This is a genomic window from Streptomyces sp. NPDC027663 (assembly GCF_055566415.1).
The window spans coordinates 524,214-543,994 of sequence record NZ_JBVHSK010000002.1 but is presented as its reverse complement, the minus strand read 5'-3'; the positions used below and the strand labels follow the sequence as shown (position 1 = coordinate 543,994).

Below are 19,781 nucleotides of genomic sequence, written 5' to 3'. Positions count from 1 at the left end.
CGACCCACCGGCCAGGCCCTGGGCGGCCCCTAGGCGTCCGGGACCTCGCTGGACGGCGGCTGGGCGGAGCCCGGGCGTTCGCGGACCTCGTCCGTGCAGTCGTAGCGCCGCAGGGGCTGCGTGCCGGGGCCGCCCAGGATGACCGAGCCGTCGCCCTCCGTCGCCGCCGAGTCGGACAGCGTGCACACCAGCTGGGCCAGCGCGTAAGAGGTGAGCCGCGCCGGTGCCGTGCTGAGGCGGAGCGCCTCCTCGGGGTCCTTCGGGCCGGGCCCGGTCACGTTCATGCCGCCCGGCACGTACGTCGTGTAGCGCGCGTCCTTCTCCGCGGCCGACGGCGACACGGCGAGCTGGTCCAGCAGCCCCTGCGCCACGATCACCCGGCGCTGGGCGTCCGGGGTGCCTTCCGGGACCCGTACCGTCCGGTCGACGGCGACCAGGGAAGCCCCGCACAGCAGGAAGACCTGCACCGGCACGCCGTGCGAGGACTGGGTGGACCGGTCGGGCCCGGCCAGGGAGCACGGCACCCGGGACGGCGCCGCCCCGAAGTCGGTCGGTACCTCCGTGGGCCGGATGCCGCAGCCGGTGAGGAGCGCCGCGAGGAGGGGCAGCGCCAGCAGGCGTCGTACGGTCATGACCCCTCCTTTCCTGATCTGTGCTCGTCGGTCCTGGTGTCCCCGCTGCCCTCGCCGTTCTCCTCGGTCAGCTCCGAGGCGTCCCGTGGCAGCCGCAGGGTGAACACCGCCCCGCCCTCCGGGGAGTTGGCCGCGGTGATCTCGCCGCCGTGGATGTGGGCGTTCTCCAGGGCGATGGACAGTCCGAGCCCGCTGCCCTCGGAGCGCGGCCGGGAGGCGCTCGCCTTGTAGAAGCGGTCGAAGACGTGCGGGAGGACGTCCTCCGGGATGCCGGGCCCGTGGTCGCGGACCCGGATCACCAACGAGTCGTCCGCCTGCCGCACCGACACCCGCACCGGCGACCCGCCGTGCTTGAGCGCGTTGCCGATCAGGTTGGCGAGGATGACGTCCAGGCGGCGCGGGTCGAGGCGGGCGTGCAGGCCTCGCTCGACGTCCAGCTCGACCGCGTCCAGCCAGGCGCGGGCGTCGATGCAGGCGGTGATCTGGTCGGCGATGTCGACGTCGTCCAGCACCAGCCGGGCGGTGCCCGCGTCGAAGCGGGTGACCTCCATCAGGTTCTCGACCAGGTCGTTCAGCCGCCGGGTCTCGCTGACCACCAGCCGCACGGCGGGCTCGATCATCGGGTCCATGCTCCCGGCCTCCGCCTCCAGCTCCTCCTCCAGCACCTCCGTGACGGCGGTGATGGCGGTGAGCGGGGTGCGCAGCTCGTGGGACATGTCGGCCACGAACCGGCGGGACGCGTCGTCCCGCGCGGCCATCTCCGCGACCCGCTGCTCCAGCGCCTCGGCCGCGTTGTTGAACGTCCGCGACAGATCGGCGAGTTCGTCGGTGCCGGACACGCGCAGCCGGGTGTCCAGCTTGCCCTCGCCGAGCCGTCGCGCGGCCACGCCGAGCCGGTGCACCGGCTTCAGCACGGTGGTGGCGGCGGCCTGCGCGAGCAGCGCGGCACCGATCAGCGCGAGCCCGGTGGCGATGCCGAGCGACCAGGCCAGCGAGTTGAGGTCCTTGGCCTCCGGCTCGAGCGACTTCGCCATGTAGCCGGTCGGACCGCCGCCGATCACCCGGGTGCCTGCCACCAGATACGGCGTGCCGTCCTCCGTGACCCGCTGCCAGTACAGGTGGTACGGCTCCTTGTTGGTGTCGCTCGGCTCCTGCCGCTTGGTCACGGCCGCGCGCAGCGACTTCGGCACGTCCTCCAGAGCGAAGCCGTTGATGCCGCCCGAGTTGCCGTACACCGTCTTGCCGTCGGCGTCCTGGGCGACCAGCAGCACGCTGAACCGCTGGCTGCTGGCGGCCATCTGGCTCGCCGCCCGCTGCAGCTGGTCCTGCGTGGGGTGCTCCGGCAGCGCGCCCGCGCGGTTCTGCATCTCCTGCCGGAAGTCGCGCAGCACCGCGTCCTGGGCGCGGGTGAGCACGGCCTCCCGGTTGAGCCAGTAGGCGATGCCCGACGCCGACACCGCGGCGGTGAGCGCGACCAGACCGAAGACCAGTACCAGTCGCAGCCTGAGGCTGGTGAACCGCAGCCGCGACAGACTTCCCTTGCGCCCCGCGGCCCAGCCGCGCAGCCCCCCTTGCTCGTCGGTCACTGAGGTACATCCAGGCGGTAGCCGACACCACGGACGGTACGGATGAGCGTCGGGGACGAGGGCACGTCCTCCACCTTGGCGCGCAGCCGCTGCACACACGCGTCCACCAGGCGGGAGTCACCCAGATAGTCGTGCTCCCACACCAGCCGCAGCAACTGCTGCCGGGACAGCGCCTGACCGGGCCGCCGGCTCAGCTCCAGCAGCAGGCGCAGCTCGGTCGGGGTCAGCTGGAGATCCTCGCCGTTCTTCGTGACGGTCATGGCCGACCGGTCGATGACGAGGCTGCCGAAGGTCGCCGAATCGCTGGACTCACGCTCCCCGCGCCGCAGCACGGCCCGGATCCGGGCGTCGAGCACCCGGCCCTGCACCGGCTTGACGACGTAGTCGTCGGCACCCGACTCCAGCCCGACCACGACGTCGATGTCGTCGCTGCGCGCGGTCAGCAGGATGATCGGCAACTGGTCCGTGCGCCGGATGCGCCGGCACACCTCGAACCCGTCGATGCCGGGCAGCATGACGTCCAGCACGATCAGGTCCGGCCGCTGCTCGCGCAGCAGCTTCAGACCGTCCTCGCCACTGGCGGCGGTGGCCACCCGGTGTCCCTGGCGCGTCAGGGACAGCTCCAGGGCCGTGCGGATGGCGTCGTCGTCCTCGATCAGCAACAGGGAAGGCACGGGCACATTCTGGCCCATGGACGGGCCCTCGTACGACCTGCGGGCACCATGCCTTCTTCAACGCGACCGTCTGTGCGCACTCCGTGACCGGCGTGTGCGGGGCCCCTGTGACAGGTCTGTGACAGTCGACGGACACGGCGATGAAGTCACCCCGGCAGTCTTTTGGTCACGGGTCGGACGGGAAGCCGGGACCGGCCCGGCAAGACCGAATCACCGGAAGTCCACGACGGGGAGCGCGAGATGAACACGCTGCACAGCATCAGCACCAGCGCAGTGGTCACGCGTCTGCACGACGTGCACCGGGGTTCCGAGAAGTCCGGTGCCGTGAACGGGCGGGGGTGCGCTCGCGGCACCGGGCGTCAGCACACCGCCTACATGACGGTGGTTGACGCGCGCACGGGGGAAACGCACGGGGGAACCGCGTACAGGGAGGACTCGGGGGAGCAGCGCCGTTCGCTGACGGAGGCGGAGTTCACCGCCTACGTCCAGGAGCGCCGCGCCTCCCTGTACGCCACCGCCTACCACCTGACCGGCGACCGCTTCGAGGCCGAGGACCTGCTGCAGAGCGCGCTGTTCTCGACCTACAAGGCCTGGGAACGGATCAGCGACAAGGCGGCGGTCGGCGGGTACCTCCGCCGCACCATGACCAACCTGCACATCAGCGCCTGGCGGCGCCGCAAGCTCAACGAGTACCCGACCGAGGAACTGCCGGAGACGCCCGGCGAGACGGACGCGATGCGCGGCACCGAGCTGCGCGCGGTCCTGTGGCAGGCGCTCACCCGGCTGCCCGAACTCCAGCGCACCATGCTGGTCCTCCGCTACTACGAGGGCCGCACGGACCCGGAGATCGCCGACATCCTCGGCATCAGTGTCGGCACGGTGAAGTCCAGCATCTGGCGGTCGCTCCGCCGGCTGCGCGAGGACGAGATCCTCAGCTTCGGCCGTGACGAGGAGAACGCCTTCGGCGAGCTGGTCGCCTGAGGGTGAGGGTCACTGGGGGGTGACCCGGGGGGCACGGGGGACCACTGGGGGGTGGGCCCACGGGGGAAACACGGGGGAGCACAGAGGAACGGGACTGGTGGGCCGGGGGCCCGACCAGTCCCGTTTCGCGTTCTACCGGTCCCGTGCCGCGTGCTACGGCGTCACGCCACCGTCTGCTGACGCACCTGCCGGCCCGCCGCTGCCGCCGCCAGACGGCCCAGCGCCTCGTCCCGGTCGCAGGGGTGTGCACCCAGGGACACCTGGCGGGCCACGATCGAGCGCTCGGCCCGCATCAGCCGCCACCCACGGCGCAGCAGGAACGGCACCGACTTGCGCCCCTCCTGCAGATCCCGCAGGAAGCGCCGCCGGAAGGTGGTGACCGGGCCCCGGGACAGGCACAGCGCGTCGGCGAGCAGCCCCAGCTCCTGGCAGCGCCCGACGATCTCCGCGGCGAAGATGCCCTCCGCGATGAACAGCGGGGTGCGGCCGATGTGCAGCGTCTCGTCGCCGGTACGGGCGCTCAGCGCGAGGTCGTAGACCGGGACCGGTGTCGATCCCGTGGCGCACAGCCGGGCGATGGCCTCGACCGCGACGTCTGCGTCCCAGGACCCCGGATGGTCCCAGTCGATGTCCGAACTCCCCTCCACCAGGGGCAGAGTCGGGTCGTCACCCTCCTTGTAGAAGTCGTCCAGGCGCAGCACGGGCAGCCCGGAGCGGGCGGCGACGAGGGACTTGCCCGAGCCCGAGGGGCCGCACAGCAGCACGACGCGGGCGGGGGACGGAGGATGAATGCTCACGGAACACCAGTTTGACGTATGGCGAGTGCCCTGCCGACCCCGCGGGTCGGCTTTTGAGCGTGAGTCTCACCTCAACTACCCTGAGTGCCGACCTCATTACCTTGCGCACCAGAAGGTGGCACCAGCAATGGCCCGACACACCTCTCACCAGCCCACCGCGCAGCGCGCCCTGATCGCCCTGGCGACCGCCGGAGCGGCCCTGGGCGTGGGGGCGGCGACCGCGTCCGCCGACTCGGTGCCCGCCGCCGGTCTCGACTCCCGGCCCGCGGGGCTCGGCAACGTGAACCCGGAAGCGGGCGTGGCCGCCACGACGGGCATCGTCGGCTACGTCACCGGGCCGGTCGCCGGCCTCAAGCCCAACCCTCTCGCGGGCACGGGCGTCGACCCGCTGGACAACGGGGTCGGCACCCAGCTGGCCGACTTCAAGCCGGTCGGCTCCCAGACGCTGACGCGCCCGGTGGCCCAGGCGCCGTCGCTCGGCAGCGTGCCGGTGGTGGGCGGTCTGCTGCAGGCCCCGGGCCGCTGACAGCGCCCTGGGGGCGCGGGGGAACTGCGCGGCACGCCACGACGAACCGCAGTCGGCGGACGGCGGCAGTTCCCCACCCGGACCCGGTCAGTAGGAGGACCCGGACGCTCCCAGCGACCCCGTCGGATGCCAGACGGTCTTCGTCTCCAGGAACGCCGTCATCCGCTCGGTCCCCGGCGTCCCGGAGTAGTCCACAGCCTGTGGACGCAGGACGCGCTTGAGGTTGTCGGCCGCCGCGATCTCCAGCTCCTTCGCCAGTTCCTCGCCGGCGCCCGCGAGGTCGATCGCGTTGACGTCCTGGTGCGCGGCCAACGGCGCCGCGATCTCCGCCGTACGGCCGGACAGGACGTTCACCACGCCGCCCGGGACGTCGGAGGTGGCCAGCACCTCGCCCAGGGACAGGGCGGGCAGCGGGGCCTTCTCGGAGGCGATGACCACCGCCGTGTTGCCGGTGGCGATCACCGGGGCCACGACCGAGACCAGGCCGAGGAACGACGACTCCTGCGGGGCCACGACGGCGACCACGCCGGTCGGCTCGGGCGAGGAGAGGTTGAAGTACGGGCCCGCGACCGGGTTGGCGCCGCCGGTCACCTGGGCGATCTTGTCCGTCCAGCCCGCGTACCAGACCCAGCGGTCGATCGTCGCGTCCACCACCGCGGCCGCCTTCGGCTTCGACAGGCCCTCGGCGTCGGCCACCTCGCGCACGAACTGCTCACGGCGGCCCTCCAGCATCTCCGCGACGCGGTAGAGGACCTGGCCCCGGTTGTACGCCGTCGCGCCCGACCAGCCGCCGAACGCCTTGCGCGCGGCGACGACCGCGTCACGGGCGTCCTTGCGGGAGGACTGCGGTGCGTTGGCCAGCCAGTTGCCCTTCGAGTCCGTCACCTCGTACACCCGGCCGCTCTCGGAACGCGGGAACTTCCCGCCGACGTACAGCTTGTAGGTCTTGAAGACGCTCAAACGGTCAGACATCGAGGTAAGCCTCCAGGCCGTGGCGGCCGCCCTCGCGGCCGAAGCCCGACTCCTTGTAACCGCCGAACGGCGAGGTCGGGTCGAACTTGTTGAACGTGTTGGACCAGACGACACCGGCGCGCAGCTTGTTCGCGACCGCCAGGATCCGCGACCCCTTCTCGGTCCAGATGCCCGCCGACAGGCCGTACTGCGTGTTGTTCGCCTTGGCGACGGCCTCGTCCGGCGTGCGGAAGGTGAGGACCGACAGCACCGGACCGAAGATCTCGTCACGGGCGACGGTGTGCGCCTGGGTGACGTTCGTGAAGAGCGTCGGCGCGAACCAGTAGCCGGACGACGGCAGTTCGCAGGCCGGGGACCAGCGCTCGGCGCCCTCCGCCTCGCCCTGCTCGGCCAGCGCGGTGATCCGGGCCAGCTGCTCGGCGGAGTTGATCGCGCCGATGTCGGTGTTCTTGTCCAGCGGGTCGCCGAGGCGCAGCGTGGACAGACGGCGCTTGAGGGAGTCCAGCAGCTCGTCCTGGACGGACTCCTGGACGAGGAGACGGGAACCGGCGCAGCAGACCTGGCCCTGGTTGAAGAAGATGCCGGTCACGATGCCCTCGACGGCCTGGTCGATCGGGGCGTCGTCGAAGACGATGTTGGCGCCCTTGCCGCCCAGTTCGAGGGTGAGCTTCTTCTTCGTCCCGGCGACCGTGCGGGCGATCTCCTTGCCGACGGCCGTGGAGCCGGTGAAGGCGACCTTGTTCACGTCCGGGTGCGCGACGAGCGCGGCGCCCGCGTCGCCGTAGCCCGGGAGGATGTTGACGACACCCCTGGGCAGGCCGGCCTGGCGGCAGATGTCCGCGAAGAACAGCGCCGAGAGCGGCGTCGTCTCGGCCGGCTTCAGGACCACCGTGTTGCCGGTGGCGAGAGCCGGGGCGATCTTCCACGCCAGCATCAGCAGCGGGAAGTTCCACGGGATGACCTGGCCGGCCACGCCCAGCGGCTTCGGGTCCGCGCCGAAGCCGGCGTGGTCGAGCTTGTCGGCCCAGCCCGCGTAGTAGAAGAAGTGCGCGGCGACGAGCGGGAGGTCCGCGTCGCGGGTCTCCTTGATCGGCTTGCCGTTGTCCAGCGTCTCCAGGACGGCCAGCTCGCGGCTGCGCTCCTGGATGATGCGGGCGATGCGGAACAGGTACTTGGCACGCTCGGAGCCGGGCAGCGCCGACCACGTCCCGAAGGCCTTGCGGGCGGCCTTCACCGCGCGGTCGACGTCCTCGGCGCCGGCCTGGGCGACCTCGGAGAGGACCTCCTCGGTGGACGGCGAGATGCTCTTGAACACCTTGCCGTCGGCCGCCTCCACGAACTCGCCGTCGATGAAGAGGCCGTAGGAGGGGGCGATGTCGACGACGGAGCGGGACTCGGGCGCCGGTGCGTACTCGAATGCGGAAGACCGCTTCTCGATGGTCATGGTGATCAGTCCACCGTCACGTAGTCGGGGCCGGAGTAGCGGCCGGTGGCCAGCTTCTGGCGCTGCATCAGCAGGTCGTTCAGGAGCGAGGAGGCGCCGAAGCGGAACCAGTGGTTGTCCAGCCAGTCCTCGCCGGCGGTCTCGTTGACCAGGACCAGGAACTTGATCGCGTCCTTGCTGGTGCGGATGCCGCCCGCAGGCTTCACGCCCACCTGGACGCCGGTCTGGGCGCGGAAGTCGCGCACCGCCTCCAGCATCAGCAGGGTGTTGGCGGGGGTCGCGTTGACGGCGACCTTGCCGGTGGAGGTCTTGATGAAGTCGGCGCCGGCGAGCATGCCGAGCCAGGAGGCGCGGCGGATGTTGTCGTACGTCGACAGCTCGCCGGTCTCGAAGATGACCTTCAGCCGGGCACTGTCCCCGCAGGCCTCCTTCACGGCGACGATCTCGTCGTACACCTTCAGGTACTTGCCGGCGAGGAACGCGCCCCGGTCGATGACCATGTCGATCTCGTCGGCGCCGGCGTCGACGGCGTCGCGCACGTCGGCCAGCTTCACGTCGAGGGCGGCACGGCCGGCCGGGAAGGCGGTGGCCACGGAGGCGACCTTGACGCCGGAACCGGCGACGGCCTCCTTGGCGACGGCCACCATGTCGGGATAGACGCAGACCGCGGCCGTGGTGGGGGCCGTCCGGTCCGTGGGATCGGGGTGGACCGCCTTGGCGCCGAGCGCCCGGACCTTGCCCGGGGTGTCCGCGCCTTCCAGCGTCGTCAGGTCGACCATCGAGATGGCGAGGTCGATGGCGTACGCCTTCGCGGTGGTCTTGATGGAACGGGTGCCCAGAGACGCGGCACGCGCCTCCAGACCGACCGCGTCGACGCCGGGCAGGCCGTGCAGGAAGCGGCGCAGCGTGCTGTCGGACGCGGTGACGTCGGTGAAGGGGGTGTTGTCCCGCTCCAGCGCAGCCGAGAGCCTGGGGGAGCGCGCTGCGGGTGTGGGGGCACCGCCCTCTTCGAGCGAAGCCGAGAACTTGGGGGAGGTGGGCATGGTCACCAGACGAGCATATCTACGCGCGTAGCGGCTGTACACCCCCGCTGCTCGTTCCGGGTCCCGGGATCACGGATGAGCGCCGGTTCCAGGGTGCGCGGCCGCACCATCGGCGGTGTCGTGCACAATCGGGGCCATGACCACCCCGGACCGCCCGTCACCCGCGTCACAGCCCCCGGTGCCCGCCGCTCCCGACCGGACCTACCGCTCGCCCATGGGCATCGTGGCCGGCGTGCTGCTGATCGGCGTCGTCCTCTGGCTGGGCTTCGACGCTCTGATCAAGGGCCACGGCCGGGTCCCGTGGCTGGCGCTCGCCGGGATGATCCTGGCCCTGCCGCTGGTGACCGCCTTCACGATCCGTCCCGCGGTCTTCGCCAACGAGGACCGGCTGCGCATCCGCAACCCCCTCCGGGTGATCACCCTGCCCTGGGGCGCGGTCGGCGGCCTGCGCTCCAGCTTCTCCAACGAGGTCGTCGCCGGCTCCGGCACCAAGTACCAGCTGTGGGCCGTCCCCGTCTCGCTGCGGGCACGCAAGAAGGCGGCCCGCCGACAGCAGCGGGCGGCGGCGGAGGCGGCCCGTGGCATCACACCCGGCAGCTCCGGCGGGGGGCTCGCACCGAGCGGCTTCGGCTTCGGCGGCTTCGGCCTGCGCGGCGGCGACCACGGCCCGGCCCGGGCGGAGACCGACAAGGTCATGGACGACCTGCGCGAACTCCTGGAGCACCGCGGCGAGGCCGAGTCCGCCCAGGGAGAGATCACCGTGCGCTGGGCCTACGAGGTGATCGCGCCGGCGGTGGCGGGGGCCGTACTGCTGGCGGTCCTGCTGGCTGTGGGCTGAGACGCTCCGCGGCGCGGACTGCTGCGCTCGGCCGAGGTTGAGGTGGTCTGCGGCGCTTCGGTGCGGCGAGGCGCGCTCTGCTGCGCTCGGTACGGCTGAGGCGGTCCACCGGGTGTCCGGTGAGGCCGAGGCGTTCTTGGTCGGCTTTGGTGCGGCCGGCGCGGTCCGGGGGGTCTCCACGTGGCTTTCCGGCAGCCGACGCCTGCCGCACCGTCCCGCAGCCGCGGGGCACCAACCTTTCACCCCCACCGAGTGTCTGGTGAGCGATGAGTACGACTCCGCGACGGCCGCTGCCGCTGCCCCCGTCCGCCCTGCCCGCCGCACCCGGGCCCGACGGCTGCCCGCCCTGGAGCGGGGAACATCCCCGCCGCTGGCTCGACGCGCTGCCGCCGTGGTGGGTGCCCGTGCCCGTGCGCAACCGGCACGTGGTGACCGTGCTGGCCGGCACCGCGGGCATCACCGGGCTGCTGGCCCTGCCCGCCGCGTGGCACCCGTGGGCCGCGGCCCTGCTGGCGCTGCACGGGCTGTGGCTGTGGGCTCGTCCGGAGATCGTGCCGTGGTCGGCACCCGTGCTCGCGGTGCTGCTGCTCGTACTGCGGCCCGGGCTGAGCCTGCCGGAGGCAGCGGCGGCCGGGGCCGTCCTGGCGGCTGCCTGGGCGGTGGCCGTGCTGCGGCTGATGGCCCGGCGCAGGCAGCGGGAGCGGGCCCGGGAGGCGGCCCGCGGGGTCACCGCGCCGCTGCCGGACGCGGGCCGGCCGCTGCCCCGCGGCCTGTTCCTGATCGTGTGCGGGGGCCTGCTGCTCGCGCTCGGTCTGGCTGCCGTCGGCTGCACTCCGGCCCGCACCCCGGCCTCGGCCGAGGCGGCCCGCGCCGTACCGGCGCTCGCCTGGCTGGTGGCGGGACAGGGCCTGACCATGCTGGTCTCCGGGCTGCTCTCCCGTCACCGGGCCCGCGCGCTGCGGGGTGCGCCCGCGCCGGTGCTGCGGGTGCTCGTACGGGAGGGCGCCGACCTCGACACGGAGGTCTTCGCCGCCGCCGACACCTCCGGGCTGCGGCCGCTGTTCCGGGTCGCCGTCACCGAGGTGGCCGACGAGAAGACCGGCGAGGAGGACGACGGGGACGAGGGCGACGAGCGCGACGAGGGCGACGAGGACGAGGAGGAGCTGGAGGCGTTCCTGGCCCGGATCGACCGGGAGGGACCGGGGCCGTTGCGCGAGGCCGTGCTGTACGGCGTGCCCTGCGACGGAGCGGAGGTCCTGCTGCTCACGGCCGCCGAGGAGGCGGACGCTCCGCCGGTGCTGGAACGGTCGGCGGGGATCGTGCGGCCGCTGCCGGACCGGGCGGTACGACGGGCGCTGGCCGCGGAGAGGCGCCGGGCGGACCGGCAGGCTGCCTACGCGCAGCTGCGGCGGTCGGCCGGAGAGGCGGTCGCCCGGGAGGCGGCTGGCGACGTCCCGGCGGGCGTACGGCAGTGGCGGGCGGGCCTGCTGGGCCGGCTCACGGCGCTCACGGTCTTCCTCTGGGCGCTCAGCCTGTTCAGGGGCGAGAGCGACGTGTGGGGCCGTCTGCTCGGCGGGGTCGTCGGCCTGGCGGTGGTGCTCTGCCTGCCGCGCTGGTTCGCCTGGCGGATCACCGCCGACCGCGCGGGGCTGTGGTTCAACGGGCTGCGCGGCACCCGGCACATCGCCTGGGACGACGTGCGGGCGGTCGAGTGCGACGGGGTCGAGCTGAAGGTGGACAGCCGGCGGGCGACGTTCCACGCGTGGTCCGTCTACGCGCCCCGCGTGCCCTGGCTGGAGCGCAGGTTCGGTCTGCTGCACCCGTTCGAGCGGACGGCCGCCGAGATCACCGCGCTGTGGCGGGACCCCGCGCTGCGCCCGCTCGTTCCCGGTGAGGAGAGCGGCCGGGGCCGCCCGCTGTGGCCGCTCGCGGTCCTGCTGGCCGTGGCCTGGACGGCCGGCCTGGTGTTCGTCGTGTAGACGCCGTCGGGGTGCCCCTGGAGCCGGCCAGGGGCACCCCGACGGTGTTGTGGCGCCTCAGATGCCGGCAGCCGCCGACAGATCCCGCTTCACGGCCGCCAGCAGTTCGGTCGCGCGGGCGCGCGCGGCCGGCAGGCCGGCGTGCGCGGCGACCGGAACGACGACCTCCAGGTAGCACTTGAGCTTCGGCTCGGTACCGCTCGGGCGGACGATGACCCGGGCACCGTCGAGGGTGTAGCGCAGGCCGTCCGTGGGCGGCAGCTTGTCCGTCCCCCGGGTCAGGTCCTCGGCCCGGGTGATGGGCAGGCCGGCCAGCTCGGTCGGCGGCTGCTCGCGCAGGCGGCGCATCGCGTCCGCGATCAGCGACAGGTCCTGGACACGGACCGACAGCTGGTCGGTGGCGTGCAGACCGTGCTCCACGGCGAGCTCGTCCAGCAGGTCCAGGAGGGTACGGCCCTCCTCCTTCAGGACGGACGCCAGCTCGGTGATCAGCAGCGCGGCGGTGATGCCGTCCTTGTCGCGCACGCCCTCCGGGTCCACGCAGTAACCGAGGGCCTCCTCGTAGCCGTAGCGCAGGCCGTCGACGCGGGCGATCCACTTGAAGCCGGTCAGCGTCTCCTCGTACGGCAGCCCCGCCTTCCCGGCGATCCGGCCGAGCAGGGAGGAGGAGACGATCGACTCGGCGAAGGTGCCGGTCGCCCCGCGGCGGACCAGGTGGGCGGCGAGCAGCGCGCCGACCTCGTCGCCGCGCAGCATCCGCCAGTCGCCGCCGTCCTTCACGGCCACCGCGCAGCGGTCGGCGTCCGGGTCGTTCGCGACGACCAGGTCCGGGTCGGTGGCGCGGGCCTGCGCGAACGCCAGGTCCATCGCGCCCGGCTCCTCCGGGTTCGGGAAGGCGACCGTCGGGAAGTCCGGGTCCGGGTCGGCCTGCTCGGCCACCAGCACCGGCTCGGGGAAGCCGGCGCGGGCGAACGCGGCCAGCAGGACGTCCCGGCCGACGCCGTGCATGGCCGTGTAGACCGTGCGGGCGGTACGCGGGGAGTCTGTGGCCAGGACGGCGTCCGTACGGGCCAGATAGGCGTCCAGGACCGCGTCGTCCAGGATCTCCCAGCCGGCCTCCGGGCGGGGTACGTCGTTCAGCGAGGCGATCGCGTCGATCTCGGCGGCGATCTCCGCGTCGGCGGGCGGCACGATCTGGGAGCCGTCGCCGAGGTAGACCTTGTAGCCGTTGTCCCGGGGCGGGTTGTGGCTGGCGGTGACCTCCACGCCGGCGACCGCGCCGAGGTGCCTTATCGCGAAGGCCAGGACGGGGGTGGGGAGCGGGCGGGGGAGTACGGCCGCGCGCAGGCCGGCGCCGGTCATCACGGCGGCGGTGTCGCGGGCGAAGTCCGCGGACTTGTGGCGGGCGTCGTAGCCGATCACGACGAGGCCGGCGCCCGCGTCCCCGTGTGGGGTCCCGTTCTTCTTCAGGTACGCGGCGAGACCGGCGGCGGCGCGGATGACCACCGCGCGGTTCATGCGCATCGGGCCGGCGCCCAGCTCGCCGCGCAGGCCGGCGGTGCCGAACTGGAGCGTGCCGCTGAAGCGGGTCGACAGCTCTGTCACGTCACCGGACTCGATCAGCTTGGCGAGTTCGTCGCGCGTCTCCTGGTCGGGGTCCTCGGCGAGCCATGCTTCGGCCTTGGCCATGAGATCGTCGTGCACCTTGGGATCAACCTCTCCTCGTCTTCGCTGGGGGCTCCGCCCCCAGACCCCCGTTCGCCCACCCGTCCCGCCCGACTCGGTCGGCCGGGAAGCGGGCGGAAGGGATCACACCGCCGCCGGCGCGCCACCTGCTGCGTGCCGGCACCGGCCCGCCACCGCCGGCGCGCCACCGGTGCGTGCCACCGGTGCGTGCCACCGGTGCGTGCCACCGGCGGCGTGCTTGCGTCGGTCCGACGTCGGCTGCCTGCTACAGCTTGCCCACCACCTGGCCCGGCGCGTCGGTCCGACGCGGGGTGCCTGTTACAGCTTGCCCAGCACCTGGCCGAGCAGTTCGCCCATCCGGGCTGCCGAGTCGCGGCCCGCCTGGAGGACCTCCTCGTGGTTGAGGGGCTCGCCGGTCATGCCCGCGGCCAGGTTGGTGACCAGGGAGATGCCCAGGACCTCGGCGCCCGCCTCACGCGCGGCGATCGCCTCGAGGACCGTGGACATGCCGACCAGGTCCGCGCCGATGACGCGGGCCATGCGGATCTCGGCCGGGGTCTCGTAGTGCGGGCCGGGGAACTGGGCGTAGACGCCCTCCTCCAGCGTGGGGTCGATCTCCTTGCACAGGGCGCGCAGGCGCGGCGAGTACAGGTCCGTCAGGTCGACGAAGTTGGCGCCGACGATCGGAGAGGTCGCCGTGAGGTTGATGTGGTCGCTGATCAGTACCGGCTGGCCGGGGCGCATGCCCTCGCGCAGGCCGCCGCAGCCGTTGGTCAGCACGATGGTCTTGCAGCCGGCGGCGACGGCGGTGCGGACGCCGTGGGCGACGGCGGCGACGCCACGGCCCTCGTAGTAGTGCGTGCGGCCCAGGAAGACCAGGGCGCGCTTGTCACCGGAGGAGTACGAGCGGATCTTGCCGCCGTGTCCCTCGACGGCCGGCGGCGGGAAGCCGGGCAGCTCGGTGACCTGGAACTCGGCGTCGGGTGCGCCCAGGGCGTCGACGGCCGGAGCCCAGCCGGAGCCCATCACGAGGGCGACGTCGTGGGTCTCGGCGCCGGTGAGTTCGCGCAGGCGCGCGGCGGCGGCGTCGGCGGCGGCGTACGGGTCGCCCTGGATGTCGTCCGGAAGAAGAAATGCGTTCACGCCGACGAGGGTAACCGGTCTTCGCCTACGCGCGTAGATGACAGAGCCCACGGGATTGGGGTCCGTTGTCTTGTCGGTTTCCACAAACCCGGCAGAAAAGGGCGCAAAACCGCAGGCCGGAGGGAGAGACCTGCTCAGCAGGGGCGCTTGCGGAGTTCCATCACATAGTCGTGCGGGGCTCCCGCCGACTCCACCGCGTCGGCGATCTCGCCCAGATAGCGCGCCGACGGCAGCCCGCCCTCGTAGCCGTTGAGGACGTACGTCCAGGCCGGCTCCTCGCCGTCCAGGGTGTGCACGCGCACGCGTGCCCGCCGGTAGATCTCCAGGCCCACGCCCTCCCACCGGTCGAGCGACTCCTCGTCCATGGGCGCGATGTCGTACAGGCCGACGAAGACCTGGGCCAGCGGGTCCTCGACGATCGTCGCCAGTGCGCCCTCCCAGCCCAGCTGCTCGCCGCCGAAGGTCAGCCGCCAGCCGTTCAGCCAGCCGGTGGCGCGCAGCGGGGAGTGCGGGGCGCGGCGCGACATCAGACGCGCGTCGAGATTGCCGGCGTACGCGGCATAGAGCGACATGAAGAGAGGGTACGGCAGGCGCACCGCGCGGCCCCGGTGTCCCGTGAGTCGCCCGTGGCGCCCCCGGGCAGTAGCACCTTGAAGCGTGCGGGACAATGGAGTACGTGACTCGGATCGTGATCATCGGTGGCGGACCCGGCGGATACGAAGCGGCGCTGGTGGCCGCTCAGCTCGGCGCGGAGGTGACCGTCGTCGACTGCGACGGTCTGGGCGGAGCGTCGGTACTGACCGACTGCGTGCCGTCGAAGACCCTAATCGCTACGGCCGAGGTGATGACCACCTTCGACTCCTCCTACGAGGAGCTGGGGATCATCGTCGCCGACGACACCCCGCCGATGGAGCAGGCGGCCCGGGTCGTCGGGGTGGACCTGGGCAAGGTCAACCGGCGTGTGAAGCGGCTCGCGCTCGCCCAGTCCCATGACATCACCGCCTCCGTCACGCGCGCCGGCGCCCGGGTCATGCGCGGCCGTGGCCGGCTCGACGGCATGCAGGCCCTCGACGGGTCCCGGAAGGTCGTCGTCACCGCCGCCGACGGCACTGAGGAGACCCTCGCCGCCGACGCCGTGCTCATCGCCACGGGCGGTCACCCGCGCGAGCTGCCCGACGCCCAGCCCGACGGCGAGCGCATCCTGAACTGGACCCAGGTCTACGACCTCAACGAGCTGCCGGACGAGCTGATCGTGGTCGGCTCCGGTGTGACCGGTGCCGAGTTCGCCGGTGCCTACCAGGCGCTGGGGTCGAAGGTCACCCTCGTCTCCTCCCGGGACCGCGTGCTGCCCGGCGAGGACCCCGACGCCGCCGCCGTCCTCGAGGACGTCTTCCGGCGCCGCGGCATGAACGTCATGGCCCGCTCCCGCGCGCAGTCAGCCAAGCGCGTCGGCGACCGGGTCGAGGTGACACTGGCCGACGGCCGCGTGATCACCGGCTCGCACTGCCTCATGGCCGTCGGCGCCATCCCCAACAGCGCGGGTCTCGGCCTGGAGGAGGCCGGGGTCAAGCTGCGCGACTCCGGGCACATCTGGACCGACAAGGTCTCGCGCACGACCGCTCCCGGCGTCTACGCGGCCGGTGACGTGACCGGGGTCTTCGCTCTCGCGTCCGTCGCCGCCATGCAGGGACGTATCGCCATGTACCACTTCCTCGGCGACGCGGTGGCCCCGCTGAACCTCAAGACGGTCTCCTCGAACGTCTTCACCGACCCCGAGATCGCCACCGTCGGCTACACGCAGGCCGACGTCGACGCCGGCAAGATCGACGCCCGGGTCGTGAAGCTGCCCCTGCTGCGCAACCCGCGCGCCAAGATGCAGGGCATCCGGGACGGCTTCGTGAAGATCTTCTGCCGGCCGGGCACGGGCATCGTCGTCGGCGGTGTGGTCGTGGCCCCGCGCGCCTCGGAACTCATCCACCCCATCTCGATCGCCGTCGACAACAATCTGACGGTCGAACAGATCGCGAACGCGTTCACGGTGTACCCCTCCCTTTCGGGGTCGATCGCGGAGGTCGCCCGGCAGCTGCACACCCGCAAGGCGAGCGCGGAGGCCTGACGGCCAGGGCGTTCTCCCCGCTGGTCACAGGGAGTTGCCGCGTGTGCGGGCGGCATAGTCGGGGCGGGTAGGTGCTATACCACCTCCCGGCCTGCCATGCGAACAACTTCTGTTATTCGGCGCAAACTGCTGAAAGCAGACGGTCGCTGGGGTTACTGTCAGTTTCGTGTTCGCTGCTGAACGTCGCCAATTGATCCTCGAAATGGTGCGAGCGAACGGTGCCGTGTCGCTCCGTGAGCTCGCCCGCGTCGTCCAGACCTCTGAAGTGACCGTACGGCGGGACGTGCGGGCACTGGAGGCAGAAGGACTCCTCGACCGCCGGCACGGCGGTGCGGTACTGCCGGGCGGGTTCACGCGAGAGTCCGGCTTCCCGCAGAAGTCGCATCTCGCGACCGCCGAGAAGACGGCCATCGCCGACCTCGCCGCGGGCCTCGTCGAAGAAGGCGAGGCCATCGTGGTCGGCGCCGGTACCACCACACAGGAGCTGGCCCGCCGGCTCGCCCGCGTCCCGGGCCTGACGGTGGTCACCAACTCCCTGCTGGTCGCCCAGGCGTTGGCCCACGCCAACCGGGTGGAGGTCGTGATGACCGGCGGCACCCTGCGCGGCTCCAACTACGCCCTCGTCGGCTCCGGCGCCGAACAGTCCCTCCAGGGGCTGCGGGTGTCCAAGGCCTTCCTCTCCGGGAGCGGTCTGACCGCCGAACGCGGGCTGTCCACCTCCAACATGCTCTCCGCGTCCGTCGACCGGGCGCTGGTGCAGGCCGCCGCGGAGGTCGTGGTCCTCGCCGACCACACCAAGCTCGGCACGGACACCATGTTCCAGACCGTGCCGACGGACCTCGTCACCCGGCTGGTCACCGATGAGCCGCCGGGCCACGACGACCGTGCCGTCACGGAGTTGCAGGCGCTCGCCGACCAGGGGGTGCACATCGCCGTGGCGGGGGCGAACGGAGCGCCTCCGGGGGGTGAGCAGGCCCCGGCGCGGCGCGCTCCCCTGCCGGGGCCACGCAGGGGGATGGCGCTTCGGTCCGGCGCGGGTTATGGGGAGCCGACGGGGGCTGAGCGGGGGCGGGTCGCTGATCTGCGGCGACGTTGAGGGGCGCGGCGCCCTGTCGCCGTAGCGGGCTGCGGTCCGTCGGCGGGTGCGGGTGCGTCGTGGCTTGTCGCGCAGTTCCTCGCGCCCCTTGAGGGTGGTCGGTCTCCGAGGAGTGAAGCTGTGGGGCGGGCGGGCGGTCGTCGGCGGGTGCGGGTGCGTCGTGGCTTGTCGCGCAGTTCCTCGCGCCCCTTCAGGTCGGCCGGTCTCCAGGGAGTGAAGCGGTGGGGCGGGCTTGTTGCGCCGTTTCTCGCGCCCCTTGAGGGTGGTCGTGTCTCGGGGCTCGTGGCGTGTGGCGAGTTGCCCGATGCGTCTCTGCAAAGGCGACGCCCGGCAGACCGGAGCAACCGGTCCACCGGGCGTCACTGTGAGGCTGGGGTCAGTCCTTGATCTCGCAGATCGCGGCGCCCGAGGTGAGGGAGGCGCCGACCTCGGCGCTCAGGCCCTTGATGGTGCCCGCCTTGTGGGCGTTCAGGGGCTGCTCCATCTTCATGGCCTCCAGGACGACGACCAGGTCGCCCTCCTTCACCTCCTGGCCCTCCTCGACCGCGACCTTCACGATCGTGCCCTGCATGGGAGAGGCGAGGGTGTCGCCGGAGGCGACGGGCCCGGACTTCTTCGCAGCGCGCCGCTTGGGCTTGGCACCGGCCGCCAGACCCGTGCGGGCCAGCGACATGCCCAGGGAGGACGGAAGGGAGACCTCCAGGCGCTTGCCGCCGACCTCGACGACGACGGTCTCGCGGCCCACCTCCTCCTCCGCCTCGGCGTCGGCCGGGGCGGCGAAGGGCTTGATCTCGTTGACGAACTCGGTCTCGATCCACCGCGTGTGCACGGTGAACGGCTCTGCGGAGCCGGTCAGCTCGGGAGCGAACGCCGGGTCCTTCACGACCACGCGGTGGAAGGGGATCGCCGTAGCCATGCCCTCGACCTGGAACTCCTCCAGGGCACGGGCGGCCCGCTCCAGGGCCTCCTTGCGGGTGCGGCCCGTGACGACCAGCTTGGCGAGGAGCGAGTCCCACGCCGGGCCGATCACGCTGCCGGACTCCACGCCCGCGTCCAGCCGGACACCGGGACCCGCCGGCGGGTCGAACCGGGTGACCGTGCCGGGGGCCGGGAGGAAGTTGCGGCCCGGGTCCTCGCCGTTGATGCGGAACTCGAACGAGTGTCCGCGCAGCGGCGGGTCGTCGTAGCCCAGCTCCTCGCCGTCGGCGATCCGGAACATCTCGCGGACCAGGTCGATGCCGGCGACCTCCTCGGTCACCGGGTGCTCGACCTGGAGGCGGGTGTTGACCTCCAGGAAGGAGATCGTGCCGTCCTGGCCGACCAGGAACTCACAGGTACCGGCGCCCTCGTAGCGGGCCTCCTTCAGGATGGCCTTCGAGGCCCGGTACAGCTCGGCGACCTGCTCGTCCGAGAGGAACGGCGCAGGGGCCTCCTCGACCAGCTTCTGGTGGCGGCGCTGCAGCGAGCAGTCACGGGTGGAGACGACGACCACGTTGCCGTGCTTGTCGGCCAGGCACTGGGTCTCCACGTGCCGGGGGCGGTCCAGGTAGCGCTCGACGAAGCACTCGCCGCGGCCGAAGGCGGCCACCGCCTCGCGCACCGCCGACTCGTACAGCTCCGGGACCTCTTCGAGAGTGCGGGCGACCTTCAGGCCGCGTCCGCCGCCGCCGAAGGCGGCCTTGATGGCGATCGGCAGGCCGTGCTCCCGGGCGAAGGCCACGACCTCGTCGGCGCCGCTCACCGGGTCCGGCGTGCCCGCCACGAGGGGGGCACCGGCCCGCTGGGCGATGTGCCGGGCGGCGACCTTGTCACCGAGGTCGCGGATGGCCTGCGGCGGCGGGCCGATCCAGATCAGGCCGGCGTCGAGGACCGCCTGCGCGAAGTCGGCGTTCTCCGAGAGGAAGCCGTAACCCGGATGGACGGCGTCCGCGCCGGACTCGCGCGCGGCGTTCAGGATCTTTTCGATGACCAGATAGCTGGTCGCCGGAGTGTCACCGCCCAGAGCGAACGCCTCATCCGCGGCGCGGACATGCAGAGCGTCCCGGTCCGGGTCGGCGTAGACGGCCACGCTCGCGATCCCGGAGTCCCGGCAGGCCCGGGCCACGCGGACAGCGATTTCGCCACGGTTGGCGATGAGCACCTTGCGCACGATTGAGGCTCCCTCCTTGAAACAAGCCGAGTTTAGGGACTGCCGACACGACACTTCGACCCGTCCCCAATGGTGAGCTTGCCCACACGGAGCGTGATGCGAGGCTCGCCCGACCCGCG

General features: G+C 72.4%; 17 protein-coding genes. 6 read left to right on the top strand and 11 right to left on the bottom strand.

Going from position 1 to position 19,781, the window contains the following annotated elements:
- Positions 1 to 29: 29 nt before the first annotated feature.
- From ACZ4SF_RS07310 to afsQ1, 3 genes are read right to left on the bottom strand one after another with little or no spacing between them, the layout of a single operon-like run.
- On the bottom strand, positions 30 to 632 hold the full coding sequence (locus ACZ4SF_RS07310) for a hypothetical protein (RefSeq protein ID WP_468379462.1): 603 nt from the start codon (positions 630 to 632) through the stop codon (positions 30 to 32).
- Positions 629 to 2,218 carry an ATP-binding protein gene (locus ACZ4SF_RS07305; protein WP_468379459.1) on the bottom strand — a complete coding sequence of 530 codons (1,590 nt, stop codon included), beginning with the start codon at positions 2,216 to 2,218 and terminating at the stop codon, positions 629 to 631. The genes ACZ4SF_RS07310 and ACZ4SF_RS07305 overlap by 4 nt, the downstream gene beginning before the upstream one ends.
- A complete protein-coding gene (gene afsQ1 / locus ACZ4SF_RS07300) occupies positions 2,215 to 2,892 on the bottom strand; it encodes a two-component system response regulator AfsQ1 (protein ID WP_468379456.1) in 678 nt (225 codons plus the stop codon). The genes ACZ4SF_RS07305 and afsQ1 overlap by 4 nt, the downstream gene beginning before the upstream one ends.
- Positions 2,893 to 3,132: 240 nt before the next feature.
- Between afsQ1 and ACZ4SF_RS07295 the strand changes: the two genes are divergently transcribed.
- On the top strand, positions 3,133 to 3,873 hold the full coding sequence (locus tag ACZ4SF_RS07295; protein ID WP_468379453.1) for a SigE family RNA polymerase sigma factor: 741 nt from the start codon (positions 3,133 to 3,135) through the stop codon (positions 3,871 to 3,873).
- A gap of 161 nt (positions 3,874 to 4,034) precedes the next feature.
- Here ACZ4SF_RS07295 and ACZ4SF_RS07290 read toward each other — a convergent pair whose 3' ends face one another.
- Positions 4,035 to 4,670, bottom strand: coding sequence for a uridine kinase family protein (locus ACZ4SF_RS07290; protein ID WP_468379450.1), 636 nt, complete (start codon positions 4,668 to 4,670; stop codon positions 4,035 to 4,037).
- A 127-nt stretch (positions 4,671 to 4,797) separates the two neighbouring features.
- Between ACZ4SF_RS07290 and ACZ4SF_RS07285 the strand changes: the two genes are divergently transcribed.
- Positions 4,798 to 5,196: a hypothetical protein gene (locus ACZ4SF_RS07285; RefSeq protein ID WP_468379447.1), complete on the top strand. Its 399-nt coding sequence runs from the start codon at positions 4,798 to 4,800 to the stop codon at positions 5,194 to 5,196.
- 87 nt (positions 5,197 to 5,283) lie between these two features.
- On the opposite strand, the gene ACZ4SF_RS07280 is transcribed toward ACZ4SF_RS07285, so the two are convergent.
- Genes ACZ4SF_RS07280 through deoC form a run of 3 tightly spaced genes read right to left on the bottom strand, consistent with a single transcriptional unit; the run spans position 5,284 to position 8,655 of the window.
- Complete coding sequence (locus ACZ4SF_RS07280; RefSeq protein WP_468379444.1) at positions 5,284 to 6,168, bottom strand: aldehyde dehydrogenase family protein; 885 nt, start codon at positions 6,166 to 6,168, stop codon at positions 5,284 to 5,286.
- Positions 6,161 to 7,612: an aldehyde dehydrogenase family protein gene (locus ACZ4SF_RS07275; RefSeq protein WP_468379441.1), complete on the bottom strand. Its 1,452-nt coding sequence runs from the start codon at positions 7,610 to 7,612 to the stop codon at positions 6,161 to 6,163. The genes ACZ4SF_RS07280 and ACZ4SF_RS07275 overlap by 8 nt, the downstream gene beginning before the upstream one ends.
- Before the next feature lie 5 nt (positions 7,613 to 7,617).
- Positions 7,618 to 8,655, bottom strand: coding sequence for a deoxyribose-phosphate aldolase (gene deoC / locus ACZ4SF_RS07270; RefSeq protein ID WP_468380416.1), 1,038 nt, complete (start codon positions 8,653 to 8,655; stop codon positions 7,618 to 7,620).
- 136 nt (positions 8,656 to 8,791) lie between these two features.
- On the opposite strand from deoC, the gene ACZ4SF_RS07265 reads away from it, so the two are divergent.
- Complete coding sequence (locus ACZ4SF_RS07265) at positions 8,792 to 9,493, top strand: PH domain-containing protein (RefSeq protein ID WP_468379438.1); 702 nt, start codon at positions 8,792 to 8,794, stop codon at positions 9,491 to 9,493.
- A gap of 266 nt (positions 9,494 to 9,759) precedes the next feature.
- On the top strand, positions 9,760 to 11,472 hold the full coding sequence (locus ACZ4SF_RS07260; protein WP_468379435.1) for a hypothetical protein: 1,713 nt from the start codon (positions 9,760 to 9,762) through the stop codon (positions 11,470 to 11,472).
- A 57-nt stretch (positions 11,473 to 11,529) separates the two neighbouring features.
- On the opposite strand, the gene ACZ4SF_RS07255 is transcribed toward ACZ4SF_RS07260, so the two are convergent.
- From ACZ4SF_RS07255 to ACZ4SF_RS07245, 3 genes are all read right to left on the bottom strand, one after another.
- Positions 11,530 to 13,176, bottom strand: a complete 1,647-nt coding sequence (locus tag ACZ4SF_RS07255; protein ID WP_468379433.1) for a phospho-sugar mutase — start codon at positions 13,174 to 13,176, stop codon at positions 11,530 to 11,532.
- Positions 13,177 to 13,476: 300 nt separating this feature from the next.
- Positions 13,477 to 14,301 carry a purine-nucleoside phosphorylase gene (locus ACZ4SF_RS07250; protein ID WP_468379431.1) on the bottom strand — a complete coding sequence of 275 codons (825 nt, stop codon included), beginning with the start codon at positions 14,299 to 14,301 and terminating at the stop codon, positions 13,477 to 13,479.
- Positions 14,302 to 14,435: 134 nt separating this feature from the next.
- Positions 14,436 to 14,873 (bottom strand): gamma-glutamylcyclotransferase family protein, encoded by a 438-nt coding sequence (locus tag ACZ4SF_RS07245; protein WP_201831960.1) that lies wholly within the window; start codon positions 14,871 to 14,873, stop codon positions 14,436 to 14,438.
- A 95-nt stretch (positions 14,874 to 14,968) separates the two neighbouring features.
- Here ACZ4SF_RS07245 and ACZ4SF_RS07240 point away from each other — a divergent pair, with 95 nt between their 5' ends.
- Positions 14,969 to 16,417 carry an NAD(P)H-quinone dehydrogenase gene (locus tag ACZ4SF_RS07240; protein ID WP_468379428.1) on the top strand — a complete coding sequence of 483 codons (1,449 nt, stop codon included), beginning with the start codon at positions 14,969 to 14,971 and terminating at the stop codon, positions 16,415 to 16,417.
- 166 nt (positions 16,418 to 16,583) lie between these two features.
- Entirely contained in the window at positions 16,584 to 17,513 is a 930-nt protein-coding gene (locus ACZ4SF_RS07235) for a DeoR/GlpR family DNA-binding transcription regulator (protein WP_468379426.1), read from the top strand.
- A gap of 376 nt (positions 17,514 to 17,889) precedes the next feature.
- Here the strand turns inward: ACZ4SF_RS07235 and ACZ4SF_RS07230 are convergent, their stop codons facing one another.
- On the bottom strand, positions 17,890 to 19,662 hold the full coding sequence (locus ACZ4SF_RS07230) for an acetyl/propionyl/methylcrotonyl-CoA carboxylase subunit alpha (RefSeq protein WP_468379423.1): 1,773 nt from the start codon (positions 19,660 to 19,662) through the stop codon (positions 17,890 to 17,892).
- Positions 19,663 to 19,781 lie beyond the last annotated feature (119 nt).